We start from the raw sequence: 14,961 nt of genomic DNA on the forward strand, positions 1-14,961 counted from the left end.
GAAAGGCTCTCGCATGTCCCCCGGACGTTGGTATCACGACATCACCCGAACACAATGGCTCGTCCTGGCCGGAACCACCCTGGGCTGGGGACTCGACGGCTTCGCCGGCAGTCTCTACGTCCTGGTGCTGGGCCCCGCCATGACCGAACTGTTGCCGCACAGCGGGATCGCCACCGACGGCGCCGCGATCGGCTTCTACGGCGGCATGACCGTGGCCCTGTTCCTCATCGGCTGGGCCACCGGCGGAATCCTGTTCGGCATGCTGGCCGACTATTTCGGTCGGACCCGCGTGCTGTCGATCGGCATCCTCACCTATGCCGTCTTCAGCGCGCTGGCCGTCTTCGCCGAAACCTGGTGGCAACTGGGAGCGCTACGCTTCATCGCCGGCCTCGGCTCCGGCGTCGAGGCGCCCGTGGGGGCGGCGCTGATCGCCGAGACCTGGCGTAACCGCTTCCGTGCCCGCGCCGGCGGGGTGATGATGGCCGGCTACGCCGCCGGTTTCTTCATGGCCGCCGCGGCCTACGCGCTGCTCGGCGACCACGGTTGGCGCGCCATGATGCTGCTCGCCGGGATCCCGGCGCTGGTGGTCTGGTTCATCCGCCGCTACGTCCCCGAACCGCCCGAGATCGGCGCCCACCTGGAGGCCCGCAAGGAACGTAAAGCGCTCGGACGCAAGCCCGATCACGACCGGTTCGTGCTGCGCCGGCTGGTCAGCCCGCCGCTGCTGCACCCCATGCTGGTGTGCACCGCACTGGCCACCGGAGCGCTCATCGCGTTCTGGAGCGTGTCGACCTGGTACCCGCAGATCATCCGGCAGATGACAACGGCCGAACAGCTGCCCAAGGACGTCGCCGACCACCGGGTGGCCGTCGCCGCGATGCTGTTCAACGCCGGCGGCATCATCGGCTATGCCACCTGGGGATTCATCGCCGACGCCATCGGCCGCAAGAAGGCCTTCCTGATCAGCTTCGCGGTGTCCGCCGCCACCGTCGTGTGGACGTTCCCGCCGGACCGCAGTTTCGACGAGGTGCTCATCGCGATGCCACTGCTGGGCTTCGGCCTGTTCGGCGCGCTGTCGGGCACCTTCATCTACGGCCCGGAACTGTTCCCGCCCAGCGTCCGGGCCACCGCCCTGGCGGTGTGCAACAGCGTCGGCCGCTACGTCACCGCGCTGGGCCCCCTCACCGCGGGCGTCATCGCCTCCTCGTGGTTCGACGGTGATCTGGGTATCGCCACGGCGTCGGTGTCGGCCGTCGGCTTGATCGCCGTCATCGGGTTGGCGTTCGCCAGGGAGACCAAGGGTGAGCCCATGCCCCTGGACCAGACGCCGGATCACACCTCGGACCGCACGGTCCCACTCAGCGAAAAGAGCCCGTCATGACCGGACAGTCCACCTACCCCAGCGCGTCGGCGATCGTCGTCGGCGGATCCATCGGCGGCCTCACCACCGCACTGCTGTTGCGCGACCTCGGCTTTCACGTCGACGTCTTCGAACGCACCGCGTCACCGCTGGACGGCCGCGGCAGCGGCATCGTGCTGCAGCCCGACACCGTGCGGTGGTTCACCGAGCGCAGTTCCCAGGACCTGGCCGACCTGCACACCGCCACCGCCTACGTGCAGTATCTGGATCCCAGCGGCGCCGTCGTCCACCGTGAACCGGCGCTGTGGACCTACACCTCGTGGGGCACGTTCTACCGGGCCCTGCTCGCCGACTTCGGCACCGAGCACTACCACTACGGCGAATTCGCCAGCGGCTTCGACCAGGACGCCGATTCCGTCACGGTCCGGTTCGTCAGCGGCCGGACCGCCTCGGCCGACCTGGTGGTCTTCGCCGACGGCATCACCTCCCCCGCCCGGGAGTACTTCGACCCGGAGGCGAAGCTCGCCTACTCCGGCTACGTCGGCTGGCGCGGCACCGTCGCGCTGGGCAGCCTGGATCCGGCGACACAAGAGGTGTTGCGGGACTCCATCACCTACACGGTGATCCCGCATTCGCACATCACCATGTACCCCATCCCCGGCGAGCAGAGCCTGGACGAAGCGGACCGGCTGATGAACTACGTGTGGTACCGCAATGTGCCCGCCGGTCCGCAGCTCAGCGAGTTGCTCACCGACAAAAGGGGATTCACCGGGTCGGTTTCCGTGCACCCGGGACAGGTGCAGGACCGCTTCGTCGACGAACTGCGTGCGGCGGCCAGGGCGCAACTGGCACCCGCGGTGGCCGATGTCGTGGTCGCCACCGAACAGCCGTACCTCCAGGTGCTTTCCGATGTGCGGTCCTCGCGGATGGCGCTCGGGCGGGCCGCGCTGATCGGTGACGCCGCGTGCGCGTCGCGGCCGCACGCCGCCGCCGGGACGGCCAAGGCCGCCGCCGACGCCTGGGCGCTGGCCGAGGCCCTGTCGACCGCGTCCGGGGATATCGTCTCGGCCCTGGCCAAGTGGGAGCCCGCACAACTCCAGCTCAGCGACTCGTTGCTGCGCCGGGTCGTCGACATGGGCGAACGCTCCCAGTTCCGCAACACCTGGACACCCGGTGATCCCGACCTGCGGTTCGGCCTCTACGGCCCAGGACTCTGAAAAACCCTGCCTACGAAAGGATTCGACATGACCGACAACAACTACCTGACCGATCTGCCGCTGGCCGGTGAATTGGTGGCCACCGATTTCGAGAGCTGGCCCGAATGGCTCAAGACCGAGTTCGCCGAGCACGCGTTCGACGGCAACGTCGGCTCCCGCTTGCTGAGCGAGGATGCCCGGGTGCGGGTCTGGGAGATCCGGCTGGCGCCCGGTGAGCGCTGGCACGCGCACCGGCACGTGCTGGACTACTTCTGGACCGCCGTCAACGCCGGCCGCAGCCGCCAGCACACCCACGACGGCACCGTCCGCGAGGTCTCCTACCAGGCCGGTGAGACCCGGCACTTCCACTTCGGGCCAGGGGAATTCCTGCTGCACGATATCGAGAACATCGGTGACACCGACTTGGTCTTCACCACCGTGGAACACCTCGACAGCGACAACACCGCCCTGGACATCGCCCGATGACCGCCGCGACCCCTGCCGACGGCGTCATCGACGTGCACGCGCACTGGCTGCCCCGCACGTTGTTCGGGTTGCCGCCCGGCGCACCCTACGGCCCGATGAACGACCGGGACGGCCAGCTGTATCTCGGTGACCTGCCGTTGTCGATCGCCACCGACGCGATGAGCGACGAGGCCGCGATCATCGAGGACATGGCCCGCGCCGGGGTGGGCATCCGGGTTCTCTCGGCACCGCCGTTCGCGTTTCCGCTCGGGGCCGACACGGCCGGGGTCGACTACGCGCTGGCATTCAATACCGCACTCGCCGAGGTGGTGACCCGGGCCGACGGAAAGCTGTTGGGGCTGGGCATCGTCAGCCTGAGCACCCCGGAGTCGGTGACCGATCAGCTCACCGCGATCGCCGGCACCGACGGCCTGGTCGGGGTCGCGATTCCGCCGGTGGTCGACGGTGGCTCGCTGCACCGGGGCGTGTTGCGGCACATCGTCACCGAAGCCGCGCGCCTGGGCCTGGCGGTCCTGGTGCATCCCATGCAGATCGGTCGCCCCGAATGGGCCGACTACTACCTGGCCAACCTCATCGGGAACCCGGTCGAGACCGCCACCGCGGTGGCCAATCTGGTGCTCAGCGGTCTCAAGGACGAGCTTCCCGCGCTGCGCATCTGCTTCCTGCACGGCGGTGGCTGCGCGCCCGGGTTGTTGGGCCGCTGGGATCACGGTTGGCGGGCCCGCGCCGACGCGCGGGGCGGCTGCGCCCGGCTGCCCTCGGAGGTGGTCGCCGACCTGTACTTCGACACGGTCACCCACGACGCACCGCAGTTGGAACTGCTGGGCAAGATCGCCGGCAAGGACAAGATCGTGTGCGGCAGCGACTACCCGTTCGATATGGCCGAGGCGGATCCGGTGCGGTTCGCGGTCAAGCACGGGCCCGACGAAGAGGCCTTGACCCGGGCCGCGCGAGCATTTCTGGGGATGGACCGATGACTGATCTGTTCACCCCGTTGACGTTGCGGGACGTGACGTTTGCCCACCGGGCCTGGATGTCGCCGATGATGCAGTTCTCCGCGGTCGTCGACGGCCCCGAGGCGGGCACGCCCAGCGATTGGCATCTGCAGCATTTCGGGGCACGCGTGGTCGGCGGCGTGGCCCTGGCCATGGTGGAGGCCACCGCCGTGCACCCGGTGGGCCGCAGCAGCGTCTACGACCTGGGATTGTGGGACGACGCCCAAGTGCCCGGTTTCGCGCGGTTGGCGGGTTTCATCGCCGATCACGGCGCCGTTCCGGGCATCCAGATCGTGCACGCCGGCCGCAAGGGATCCACCGGCCGGCCCTGGCCGGATCCCGACCGGGCACCCGAATCCTGGACGACCGTGGCGCCCAGCCCGATCCCGTTCGGCCGCAACGACGTTCCGGCCGAACTGGGCCGTGCGGACATCGCCGGCGTCGTGGCGGGGTTCGCCGATGCGGCCCGGCGGGCCGCCGCCGCCGGCTTCCGGGTGCTGGAGATCCACGGCGCCCATGGATATCTCATCCACCAGTTCCTGTCGCCGGCATCCAATGCGCGCACCGACGAATACGGTGGATCGCGAGCCAACCGGATGCGGTTCGCATTAGAGGTCGTCGCCGCGGTTCGGGAGGCGTGGCCTGCCCACCTGCCGCTGTTCTTCCGGGTGTCGGCCACGGACTGGCTCGCCGGCGACACCGACGACCCACGTCCCGGCTGGACCGTCGCGGACACCGTGGCGCTGGCCACCGAGCTGAGGACGGCCGGGGTGGACCTGATCGACGTGTCCACCGGCGGTGCGGTGCCCGATGCCAGGATCCCGGTCGCACCGGGTTACCAGGTCCCGTTCGCCAAGCGGGTGCGCGCCGAGGCGGATATCCCGACCACGTCCGTGGGTCTGATCACCGACGCCGAGCAGGCCGAAGCGATCATCTCCGGCGGTGATGCCGATGCGGTGTTCCTGGGCCGCAGCCTGCTGCGCAACCCCAACTGGGTGCGCGATGCCGCCCAACGCGCCGGAGTCGCCCTGCCGTTCCCGCCGCAGTACACCCGCGCGTTCACGTGACCCCGCTGATGAGCGGTCCGGACGGGCTGGCGGCGCTACCGGCCAACCTGGCCCAGGCGCTGTGCTGGGGTGTGCCGGCCGCGGCGCTCGACGGCATGTCGGTTCCGGCGCCGCGCTCGCGGCGCCGGGCCGGCCGGCCTAGTTTGCCCCGTTGGCGGACTTCCGCTCGGCGAGCTTGTACTTGACCAGTGCGACCAAGGCCTTCGGGTTACGGGCCAATGCCACCGCGGCCTGGCCGCCCAGCTTGACTTTCTGTCCGAACGTCAGCTGCTGCTCTGGTTCCGGCACTGGCTCTCCCCTGTCGTCGGTTGCGTTCGAACAATAGCGTGCGTTGCGATAGCGGCAACCGCCAGCGCAGTTGCTCGGCTAGACTCACTAGGGATCATTCGCTACGCCACATTGAGGACGACGACCGTGCAGATGTCGAGAAGCCGCTACGCCGCGGCCGCGCTGGCCGCGTTCACCCCGTTGGCCGCCGTCTCCGTGATCACCGCCGCGCCCAGCTCCGCGTCCTGCGCCGAAGGCCAAACCGAGTTCAACGGCAACTGCGCGCCCGTGACGTGCAAGAAGGGCCAGGTCCGCGACGCCGATACCGGCGCGTGCCGCAGCGGTCTGGTGGAGGCGCTGCGCAAGGCCGAGGCCCCCGCAATTGCCCACGTCACCCCCGAGGAATGGTCCAACTCGGCGCGGACGCTGGACCAGGTCCGCCGGATTCCGGGCACGCTGAACGACGTCAACAGCATCGTCAACGCAGCCATCGACATCCCCACCAGCATTTCCGGCGGTGTGGCCGACACCGCCAACGCGCTGTACTTCGCGGGCCTGTTGTTGAACGGCACCGGCGGTGCCGCGCCCCCAGGGATCAGCGGCTTGTCGGCAGTGGCGAATGCGGCCCAGGCGCTGCCGTCGCCCGGTCTGCCCCAGGTCGGCATGCCCAAGGTGGGCCTGCCCAAGATCGGCATGCCCAAGCTGTTCCAGAACTGCCTGCCGGTCAAGTTCGCGTTCTTCCGCCCCTGCATCTGACGCCCGCCGCCGCGCTCGCGCGGCTCATCCGTTGCGTCCACCCCTGACAGCCCACAAGGTAGTGGGGTGAGTCACCTCGACGTCGTGGTCACCGGACTGCTGGCGGCCGTCGCCATCCTCGGCGCGCTGGCCTGCAGACTGTCGGTGCCGTACCCGATCATGCTGGTGCTCGGCGGCGCCGCGTTCGGCTTCATCCCCGGCCTGCCCGACATCCGGCTCGACCCGGAACTGGTGCTGGCCCTGTTCCTGCCACCGCTGCTCTACAAGTCGTCGATCTACGCCAATTTCGGTGACTTTCGCAGCAATGCCCGTGGCCTGACCCTGAACTCGGTGGTGCTGGTCCTGGTCACCATGTCCGCCGTGGCCTGCGCGGCGCATCTGGTCATCCCCGGGATGAGCTGGCCGGTCGCGTTCGTGCTGGGCGCCATCGTGTCGCCGACCGACCCGGTGGCAGCCACGGCGATCATGCATCGGCTCGACGTGCCCCGCCGGCTGGTCAGCGATATCGAAGGGGAAGGGCTGTTCAACGACGCCACCGCGCTGGTCGCCTACCGCGTGGCGGTGGCTGCGACGGTCGCGGGGAGCTTCGCGTTCGCCGAGGCGGGGCTGAACTTCATCCTCGGTGTCATCGGTGGGGTCGCGGTCGGGATGGCGGTGGGCTGCATGTCGGCGTGGATCCGGGAACGGATCACCGATGTCCAGATCAGCGTGACCATCTCACTGCTCACCGGCTACGCCGCGTTCCTGCCGGCCCAGGCGCTGGGCGCGTCCGGGGTGCTGGCCACCGTCACCGCGGGCATCTTCATGGCCATCCGCAGCCCGGAAGTGCTCGACGCGCGTCCGCGCCTGCAGGGCTATTTCGTCTGGGACATCGTCGATTTCTTGATCAACGCAACGCTTTTCGCGCTCACCGGGCTTCAGCTGCACGCCATCATCGCCGCGCTGCACGACTATCCGCTGCCGGCGCTGGCGCTGTACGCACTTGCCGCAGCCGGGACCGTCGTCGTGGTGCGGCTGCTGTGGTTCTGCGTCGTCCCGTCCCTCACCGGCCTGCTGGCCCGACGCCCCCCGCCGCGGGTGGGACCGCGTTCTGCGCCATGGCAATTGATCACCGCGTGGAGCGGTATGCGCGGCGCTGTCTCCCTCGCCGTCGCGCTGGCCATCCCCCTGTCCACCGACTCCGGGCCCTTCCCACTGCGCGACTTGATCCTGTTCCTCACCTTCGCCGTCATCTTCTTCACGCTGGTGGCGCAGGGGCTCACGCTGCCGGCCCTCATCCGCCGTCTGCATCCGGTCGACGAAGAAGCCGACACCGACGAGGAGGTGCGCGCCCGCCTGGTGGCCTCCAAAGCGGCGATCGCGCAGATCGATCTGCTGGCCGACGAGGATTGGGCGGGCGACGACACCGTGCAACGGATGCGCGGGCTGTACGAGTACCGGATGCGGCGCTTCGCCGCGCGGTTGGGCAAGATCGAGGACGACGGTTACGAGGACCGCTCGGGCGCCTACCAGCAGATGGTCCGCTTGGTACTGCAGGCTCAGCGGCAGGCGCTGCTCACCATGCGCCGGGAAGGCCGGCTGTCCAACGAGGTGCTCAACCGGGTCCTGCGCGACCTGGACCTCGAGGAGTCCCGGCTGGAGGGTTGATCCCGTGTGGTGCGCCGCACCTACTGGATCGCGCGCCGCACCCCGTCGATGGCGAAGAACGCACCGAGCCCGCCCATGGCCGCGCCCGCCAGCCGGTCGATCGACTTGGCGCCGCGCAGGTAGGCTCGCCGCGGCCCGGGGCGTGACATCACGGTCGCGACGATCAGATACCAGCACACCTCGACGGCCGTCACGGTGATGGGCAGAGCGATCAACAACCACGATGCCGGGTGTAGCGGGAGCGCGGTGGCGAAGACACTGCCGTAGACGACGATCGCCTTCGGATTGCTCAACTGTGTCAACAGCGCGGTGACGAACGTACGTCTGGTCGCATCGCCCTGCATCTGAAGGGTGGTCGACTCACGGTTGGCGCTGCGCCACAGGCGGATACCGAGATAGATCAGGTAGATGCCGCCCGCGATCTTCAGCGCCAGGAACAGCGGCCCGGCGTAGATCAGCGCAGCACCGAGACCTGTCGTCGCGGCGGTGGCGAAAATCAGTCCACCGCAACCCATTCCGGCGGCGGCGACGCGGCCGTTGCGCGGTGTGGTCGACAGCGCGGTCTGTGCCACCATCACGAAGCTCGGTCCAGGACTCATCGCGCCGATCGCGATCGCCCCGGCGATGGTCAACAAGGACAGCACGTCAGCATTCATCTGCAGCAGATCCTCTCCGGTTCACCGCGTTCGCGGTGTGGGACCGATCCTCTTGACGCTAGCCGAGTTCGAGGCCGCCCACTAACCATTGATGCGACGACGGCGGGCCTGGGTGACCGTGAGCCAGATCGCCGAAAGCAGGAAGTAGAACGCACCGAAGGCGGCATAGGGTGCGATGGCGTCCACCTGAGGCGCCATGGGGGCGCTCGCTTTGATGACGAAGCTGATCCCCGCTGCCGTCGACTGGATGCCGCTGATGATCATGGGCCACTGCGCCCCGTGGGTCTTCCACCGGCGCACGGCGGTGGCCAGTTGGAGCAGACCCGACAGCGAAGCCCACAGACCGAATACGCGCAGTACGTCGTTCATGCTCGAGGTCAACGCGACGGCGACGGCGATGGTGGTGACCGAGCTCACCACGGTGTTGAAAGTCTGGGTCGGATTGCTCCTCAGGCCCCCATTGCGCCGGGCGTCCACCACGTTGGCAACCGCATCCCACGCCGGGTAGATCAGCAGGAGCGCGGCAACCACGGCCATCGCACTGTCGGCCAGGCTGACGGCGGCGCCGACCCACACGATCGAAAACGCGGCTCGGACAAAGTAATACCGCTTCAGCCAGCCATCGTCTCCGGTGGTCTGCCGCGCTTCACCCAGGGTTTCCGTCATCATCTCTCCTCTATCTCAGGACGCACGAACTTCGACAGCGAGGAACAGACTCGCTGCGTTCGTGCCGAACCCGCCCACGGCGGGTCACCCGAAGCCGCTGACGGGCTCCGGTAGGTCTTCTACCTATCAGTAGGTTGGTCTAGGTCGACCGGTTTGTTTTCGGTGGGCGTGCGCACAGGCGCTCGAGGGCCGGCTGGGTGACCGCGGCGAACGCGTGTGGGTCGCCGTAGGCACGCGCCGACAGCATGGCGCCGTGAACGGCGGCCATCAACGTTTCGGCTTCGGTGTGGGCGTCATACGTCAAGGCGAAGGTGCCCTGCCGAGCGCCGCGTTCCAGCACGGAGGTCAGCCAGGCCGACAGGTGTCGGAAGTAGGACCGCACCTCGTGCACGATCTCGTCGGGCAGCACGGGGATTTGTGTTGCCAGCAATGCGCAAAGGCAGTAGCTACTTTCGGGTTCGCCGATGCACGACTCCCAGAAGCCGAGATAGCCGCGGAGTTGATCGAGCGGATCCGGATGGTTGCGCTCGATATGAGCGATTCCCGCCTCGGCCTCCGCCCGATACTGCTTCACCAGGGTTCGGACGAGGTCGACCTTTGTGGGGAAGTGATGATGGATGCTCGCCTTACGGATGCCGACAACCGCCGCGATATCGGCGTAACTGAAGCCGTTGTAGCCACCGGCGATGATGGAGGAACGCGCGCACCGGAGAATCGCGTCGGCGGTGGACACGGCGTTCGTCGTGCGCTCAACCTACCTTCTGATAGGTAGATGGGCAAGTGGGTTGTGCGGACCGCGGGTGGCACGCCCCGTCCCCCGCCGAGAGCAGGGCCACACCCCGTTGGCGTAACGAATACTGAGTCCTTCCTTGGCCATTCCTGTGAGCGGTTTCGATCGATTCGGTCGCCGGGTATGAAGAATCGCCGCCGCAGGGGCGGCATTGTTCTGCTGTCGCAGGCAGCCTTTCTGCTGCCGGACGGCTCGTACCGAAAGGGCGCCGCCCGTGGGACACCCAGCACGGCGATCGGACGCAGGTGACTCCGCGCGGCCGGCCAAGAAGGCGGCCAAGAAGGCGGCGAAGAGGGCTCCGGCGAAAAAGGCGGTCAAGAAAGCTCCTGGCAAGAAGGTCCCCGGCAAGAAAGCCCCCGGAAAGAAGGCAGGCGGCGCGAAAGCTGCTGGCAAAAAGGCGAATTCGGGCAACCCACCACCACCGGGCGGCTCGAAAAGACCTTCCCCCGGAGATCCCGCCATGGGGTTACCGCAGTTGCCGGAGCCGCCCAGCGATCCACGGAAGATACTCGGACTGGGCGAGGTGTTCACCGCCGCAGACGTGCGGCGAGCGTGGCGTCGGTACGCCGCCCGGCATCATCCAGACCAAGGCGGTGACGCCGCGACATTCACCAGAGGGCGCCTCGCCTACGAGACCCTCACCCGGCGCACCTCGTGACGCCCGGCACGCCGAGCGACTTGCGCCGCTCGCTGCGGGCCCTGAACGCGGTGAACTTCTTCATCGCCGACGTGCAGTCCGGACTCGGCCCCTTCCTCGGGGTGTACCTGATCAACATGCACGGCTGGAACCCGGCGAGCATCGGCGTGATGCTGACCCTCGGTGGCGCGATCGGGTTGTTCCTCAACGCGCCGGCGGGTGCGTTGATCGACAAGTCGACGCACAAACGCACCTTGCTCGCCGTCGCCGCCGCCTTGACCTCGGTGGGAACCCTCATCGTCACGCTGGAGCCGACGCTGGCGGTGGTGACCGCGGCGCAACTTCTGACGGGGATCGGTGGTGTGGTCGTCGGCCCGGTGCTCGCGGCGATGGCGCTGGGCTTGGTGGGTCCGAAACGCTATGCGGCGCAGACGGGACAGATGACGGCGTTCAACCACGCCGGGAATGTGGTGGGTTCCACCGTCGCGGGCCTGGCCGGCTACCTGGTGAGCCTGCGGTTGGGCTTCTGGATCGCCAGCCTGTTCGGCATTCTCGTGGTGCTGACCACGATGATGGTCAAGGGATCGCTGATCGATGACCGGCGGGCCCGCGGCCTGCGCAGCGACGACGGAACCGGCGACCGACCGTCCGGATTCGGTGTGCTGCTGCGCAATCGGCCGCTGCTGATGCTCGCCGCCGTCGTCGGGTTGTGGCAACTCGCCAACGGGGCCATGCTGCCCATCGCCGGACAACAACTGGCGCTGGGCCACAGCCACACCGGGGCGCTCTACCAGGCCGCGCTGATCATCGTCGCCCAAGTGGTGATGATCCCGATGGCCCTGCTGACCGGGTCGACAGAACGCTGGGGTCGTAAACCCCTCTTCCTGCTGGCGTTCGCCGTACTCCCCTTGCGTGGATTGCTCTTCGCCTGCGCCGGCAATCCGGCGCTGGTGATCGCGATCCAACTGCTCGACGGCGTGGGCGCCGGTCTGCAAGGACCGTTGTTCGCGGTCATGGTCGCCGACCTGACCAGGGGAACCGGTCGCTACAACGTGGCGATGGGCGCGGCCACCATGGTGCAAGGTATCGGCGGCGCACTGAGCCCGACGTTGGCCGGTGCGGTGTACGCCGGATTCGGCTATGCCGCAGCCATGCTCACGTTGACGGCCATCGCGGTGCTGGCGTTGGTGGTGCTGGTGGTCGGCGTCCCGGAAACCCTGAACCGGGACGCCGACGCCCCGGCCCGCGATGACCAGCCCGAAGGCGAGGCCACCGTGGCCGGTTGACGCCGGTCGGTGCTGGAGCGAGTGACGGGACTCGAACCCGTGTAAACGGCTTTGCAGGCCGGTGCCTAGCCACTCAGCCACACCCGCAGCACCACGAACACTGCCACCACCGCCGACCAGTGCCAACGGTTGCGCTCGCCGTGATCGCTATTCGTGCGGCAAGCCCGCGGCGACCCCCCGCTGCGGCCAGCCGGGTGGGGAGTCCTCCCATGGTTCCTGCCTGCCGAACGGCGTGAGGTCCAGGAACGGATAGCCGACGGCGGCGTGGTCCAGCCCGCGGGCATACGCCGAGTAGGTGTGGAACACCTCGTCGCCGCGGCGCAGGAAGACGCTGGCACCCGGCCAGTCCCCGCGCAGGTCACGATCCGACCAGCCGTCGGCGTGCAACTCGTCGAGGGACTTGTAGTTGTATTGCACCTCAGCCCGTTCCGGGTCGAGCGTGACGCCGAAGTCATAGGTGAAGTCTCCGTCCCGCGACGAGTACCACGGGAACGTCCAGCCGTGCGCGTCGCGATACCGGGCGATGCTGGCGTAGGGCGCGCGAGACACGCAGGCGAAGGTGACCCCTTTGGCCGTCAGCAAGGCCCGGTCCGATTCGGTGAACGTGAGGTCGGCGGCGGCCGTGCAACTGGGGCACCCCTGGTCGATATCGTCGAGCCACATGAAGTGGTGGATGTAGAGCTGCTGGCGTCCCTCGAAGAGGTCGACCAGGCCGACTTCGCCGGCAGGCCCGTCGAACCGGTAGTCCTTGTCCACCTTCACCATCGGCAACCGCCGGCGTTCGGCGTTGACGGCGTCGCGCAGATGGGTGACTTCACGTTCCCGCGCCAACAGCCGCTTCCGGGCCACCAGCCACTGTTCACGGGACACCACATCGGGATAAGCGGTGCTCAACGACATCGGTCGACCTCCTTCGAGTCCGGTCGTGATGCAGACCTGGCGCGCCGCGGAAATTCATCGCGGCGGACCTCGCGCGGTCTAGGTTGTTCGCATGATTGAGTGGCTGGCCGATCCCCCACTGTTCGGCGGTCCCGGCCAGGGCACCCGTCAGGTCGTCGAGTTGTTCGCCGCCTTCGGCTTGACCGCGCTGATCGGACTGGAACGCGAGATCCAGGGCAAGGCCGCGGGGCTGCGCACCCAGACCATCGTCGGCACCGCCGCGGCGTTGATCATGCTGATCAGCAAGTACGGATTCTCCGACGTGCTGGTCGCCGGGACGGTCATGGTCGACCCGTCCCGGGTGGCGGCCCAGATCGTCTCGGGTATCGGCTTTCTCGGCGCGGGCATCATCATCACCCGCCGCGGCGCGGTGCACGGTCTGACCACCGCGGCGGCGGTGTGGGAATCGGCGGCCATCGGCATGGCCGCCGGCGCGGGACTGCTGCTGCTGGCCGTCACGGTGACGGCAATCCACTTCCTGATCATCGTCGGGTTCATGCCGGTGGCACGCCGGCTGGCGGCCCGGTTGTCCGGATCGGTCCGCATGCACGTCACCTACGAGGAGGGCCGCGGCGTCATGACGCAGCTCCTGGCGGCCTGCGATCGGCGCCGCTGGCAGCTCACCGAATTGGCCGCCGACCCCGGCGGGAAACCACTCGACGCCCCGGCCCATCTGTCCGGGGCGATCCTCACCCTGGCCGGCAACGGCGTCACCCAGGCCCCGTTGGTGCTCGCCGGCATCGACGGGGTGACCTCGATCCGTCAGCTCGACGAGGATCCGGACTGAGGTGCCGGCCGGGTGGCCCGGTAGGCGGCCACCGCGGTAACCGCCGCCAGCGCGCTGAACACCGCGAACATCCACCGCGCCGCCGACACGTCATCGTGCTGCGCGTTGACGATCACACCGGCCAGGCCCGCGCCGAACGCCCCGCAGATCAGCTGCACGGTGTTGATCGCCGCGGCCGCGGTGGCGCCTTCGGTCGACGGGTCCTGCACGGTTCCCATCGCCCACGCCGACAGGTGCGGCCACGCCATCCCGATCCCGGTTCCGGTCACCAGCAAGGCCAGTGCCCAGCCGATGGTCACCCCGACGGAGGCGTCCGGGCGCACGCTCAGGGCCGCCGACCCCAACCCGATCGCCATCACCAGCGGCGCGACGGCCACGATCCGGACCACCGCCCGACGCCGGTCCACCGACGCGCTGACCAGTTCGCCGCTGGTCCATCCGACCGCGAGGGCGACACCGAGGAACCCGGCCACCACCGGCTCGAGGTGGGCCAGCCGCTGCCCGAACAACGGCACGTACATGTCCACCATCGTCGCGGCCATCAACAGGCCCAGGGTCAGGTACATCCACTTCAGCGGTCCGGGCCGGAAAGCGCTGGGCGGCAACACCGATAACGCCTGAGCCGCCCGCACCCGGTCCACCGCCAGGAAGGCCGCGATCAAACCCAGCCCACCGGCCAGCAGCACCGCCGTCAAGACCGGGTTGCGCGGGATGCCGGCCACACTGATGACCAGCGCCGCCGCACCCAACAACAACAGGGACCAGACCGGGATCCGCAGCGCAGCCGCCTCGGTGCCGGTGGCCGCCCGACCGGGCAGCGCGACGGGCACCAGCACGGCCATGGCCGCGGTGAGGATCACCAGGACCCCGAAAGCCCAACGCCACGAGCCGAATTGCGCAAAAAGTCCGCCACCGGCGGGCCCGAGCAGGGTGCCCACCCCCCACATCGCCGACACCAGCGCCGAGGCCCGCACCCACAACGATTGCGGCAGCGCCGCATTGATGACCGCATAACCCAGCCCGGCCAGCAGCCCACCGGCCGCGCCCTGCACCGTCCGGCCGAGGAGCAGGAATTCCATCGTGGGCGCGATGGCGCACAACAGGCTGCCCGCACCGAACACCGTGAGCCCGGCCAGATACGCCCGGCGCGGCCCCAGCCGGCTCAGCACCGCGCCGACGGTGGTGGCCGCCACCACCGAGGCGACCAGGTACACCGTGGTGACCCAGGCGTAGAACCGGTGCCCGCCGATCTCGGCGACCGCGCTGGGCAGCAGGCTGATGGTGAGGAACTCGTTGGTCGCATACAACGCGACGCCACCGGCCAGAACCGTCGATGCCCCAAGATGTTTCGGTCCCAGCAGCTCCCGCCAACTGCCTGCGGTCGCGGTGTCGGCGCGCGTCTCGGTCACGACGGCGACGCTAGAGG

At 68.6% G+C, this 14,961-nt stretch carries 15 protein-coding genes and 1 tRNA gene; 9 read left to right on the forward strand and 7 right to left on the reverse strand.

Going from position 1 to position 14,961, the window contains the following annotated elements; translation table 11 throughout:
- Positions 1–13: 13 nt before the first annotated feature.
- The 5 genes from BN977_RS05610 to BN977_RS05630 are packed head-to-tail and all read left to right on the forward strand — an operon-like array spanning position 14 to position 5,104.
- A complete protein-coding gene (locus tag BN977_RS05610; protein ID WP_024451898.1) occupies positions 14–1,381 on the forward strand; it encodes an MFS transporter in 1,368 nt (455 codons plus the stop codon).
- Positions 1,378–2,577, forward strand: coding sequence for an FAD binding domain-containing protein (locus BN977_RS05615; protein ID WP_036396648.1), 1,200 nt, complete (start codon positions 1,378–1,380; stop codon positions 2,575–2,577). Before BN977_RS05610 ends, BN977_RS05615 begins: the two co-directional genes overlap by 4 nt.
- A 27-nt stretch (positions 2,578–2,604) precedes the next feature.
- Positions 2,605–3,042, forward strand: a complete 438-nt coding sequence (locus BN977_RS05620; RefSeq protein ID WP_036396649.1) for a cupin domain-containing protein — start codon at positions 2,605–2,607, stop codon at positions 3,040–3,042.
- The gene (locus tag BN977_RS05625) at positions 3,039–4,019 is read left to right on the forward strand and encodes an amidohydrolase family protein (RefSeq protein ID WP_036396650.1); all 981 of its coding nucleotides are present in this window, start codon (positions 3,039–3,041) and stop codon (positions 4,017–4,019) included. The genes BN977_RS05620 and BN977_RS05625 overlap by 4 nt, the downstream gene beginning before the upstream one ends.
- A complete protein-coding gene (locus BN977_RS05630; protein WP_036396651.1) occupies positions 4,016–5,104 on the forward strand; it encodes an NADH:flavin oxidoreductase/NADH oxidase in 1,089 nt (362 codons plus the stop codon). The genes BN977_RS05625 and BN977_RS05630 overlap by 4 nt, the downstream gene beginning before the upstream one ends.
- 138 nt (positions 5,105–5,242) lie before the next feature.
- On the opposite strand, the gene BN977_RS32810 is transcribed toward BN977_RS05630, so the two are convergent.
- Positions 5,243–5,392, reverse strand: a complete 150-nt coding sequence (locus BN977_RS32810; protein WP_165576293.1) for a hypothetical protein — start codon at positions 5,390–5,392, stop codon at positions 5,243–5,245.
- 126 nt (positions 5,393–5,518) lie between these two features.
- Here BN977_RS32810 and BN977_RS05635 point away from each other — a divergent pair, with 126 nt between their 5' ends.
- Positions 5,519–6,127 carry a hypothetical protein gene (locus BN977_RS05635; RefSeq protein WP_131590021.1) on the forward strand — a complete coding sequence of 203 codons (609 nt, stop codon included), beginning with the start codon at positions 5,519–5,521 and terminating at the stop codon, positions 6,125–6,127.
- A gap of 66 nt (positions 6,128–6,193) precedes the next feature.
- On the forward strand, positions 6,194–7,774 hold the full coding sequence (locus tag BN977_RS05640; RefSeq protein ID WP_036396655.1) for a Na+/H+ antiporter: 1,581 nt from the start codon (positions 6,194–6,196) through the stop codon (positions 7,772–7,774).
- Positions 7,775–7,794: 20 nt separating this feature from the next.
- Here the strand turns inward: BN977_RS05640 and BN977_RS05645 are convergent, their stop codons facing one another.
- The 3 genes from BN977_RS05645 to BN977_RS05655 all read right to left on the reverse strand — a co-directional run bounded on the left by BN977_RS05645 (position 7,795) and on the right by BN977_RS05655 (position 9,829).
- Positions 7,795–8,430 (reverse strand): LysE family translocator, encoded by a 636-nt coding sequence (locus tag BN977_RS05645; RefSeq protein ID WP_036396656.1) that lies wholly within the window; start codon positions 8,428–8,430, stop codon positions 7,795–7,797.
- A gap of 81 nt (positions 8,431–8,511) precedes the next feature.
- Positions 8,512–9,096: a DUF308 domain-containing protein gene (locus BN977_RS05650; protein ID WP_109790168.1), complete on the reverse strand. Its 585-nt coding sequence runs from the start codon at positions 9,094–9,096 to the stop codon at positions 8,512–8,514.
- Between the two features lie 139 nt (positions 9,097–9,235).
- On the reverse strand, positions 9,236–9,829 hold the full coding sequence (locus BN977_RS05655) for a TetR/AcrR family transcriptional regulator (protein ID WP_036396659.1): 594 nt from the start codon (positions 9,827–9,829) through the stop codon (positions 9,236–9,238).
- Between the two features lie 711 nt (positions 9,830–10,540).
- Here BN977_RS05655 and BN977_RS05660 point away from each other — a divergent pair.
- Positions 10,541–11,809, forward strand: coding sequence for an MFS transporter (locus BN977_RS05660; protein ID WP_051561088.1), 1,269 nt, complete (start codon positions 10,541–10,543; stop codon positions 11,807–11,809).
- Positions 11,810–11,822: 13 nt separating this feature from the next.
- Here BN977_RS05660 and BN977_RS05665 read toward each other — a convergent pair.
- Positions 11,823–11,896 (reverse strand) — tRNA-Cys (locus BN977_RS05665).
- 60 nt (positions 11,897–11,956) lie between these two features.
- Positions 11,957–12,709 carry a DUF899 domain-containing protein gene (locus BN977_RS05670; protein WP_036396660.1) on the reverse strand — a complete coding sequence of 251 codons (753 nt, stop codon included), beginning with the start codon at positions 12,707–12,709 and terminating at the stop codon, positions 11,957–11,959.
- A 91-nt stretch (positions 12,710–12,800) separates the two neighbouring features.
- On the opposite strand from BN977_RS05670, the gene BN977_RS05675 reads away from it, so the two are divergent.
- Positions 12,801–13,535, forward strand: a complete 735-nt coding sequence (locus BN977_RS05675) for an MgtC/SapB family protein (protein ID WP_024451911.1) — start codon at positions 12,801–12,803, stop codon at positions 13,533–13,535.
- On the opposite strand, the gene BN977_RS05680 is transcribed toward BN977_RS05675, so the two are convergent.
- Positions 13,511–14,944: an MFS transporter gene (locus tag BN977_RS05680; RefSeq protein WP_036396661.1), complete on the reverse strand. Its 1,434-nt coding sequence runs from the start codon at positions 14,942–14,944 to the stop codon at positions 13,511–13,513. The two genes, BN977_RS05675 and BN977_RS05680, sit on opposite strands and share 25 nt — an antisense overlap.
- Positions 14,945–14,961 lie beyond the last annotated feature (17 nt).

The organism is Mycolicibacterium cosmeticum, from assembly GCF_000613185.1.
GTDB lineage: Bacteria > Actinomycetota > Actinomycetes > Mycobacteriales > Mycobacteriaceae > Mycobacterium > Mycobacterium cosmeticum.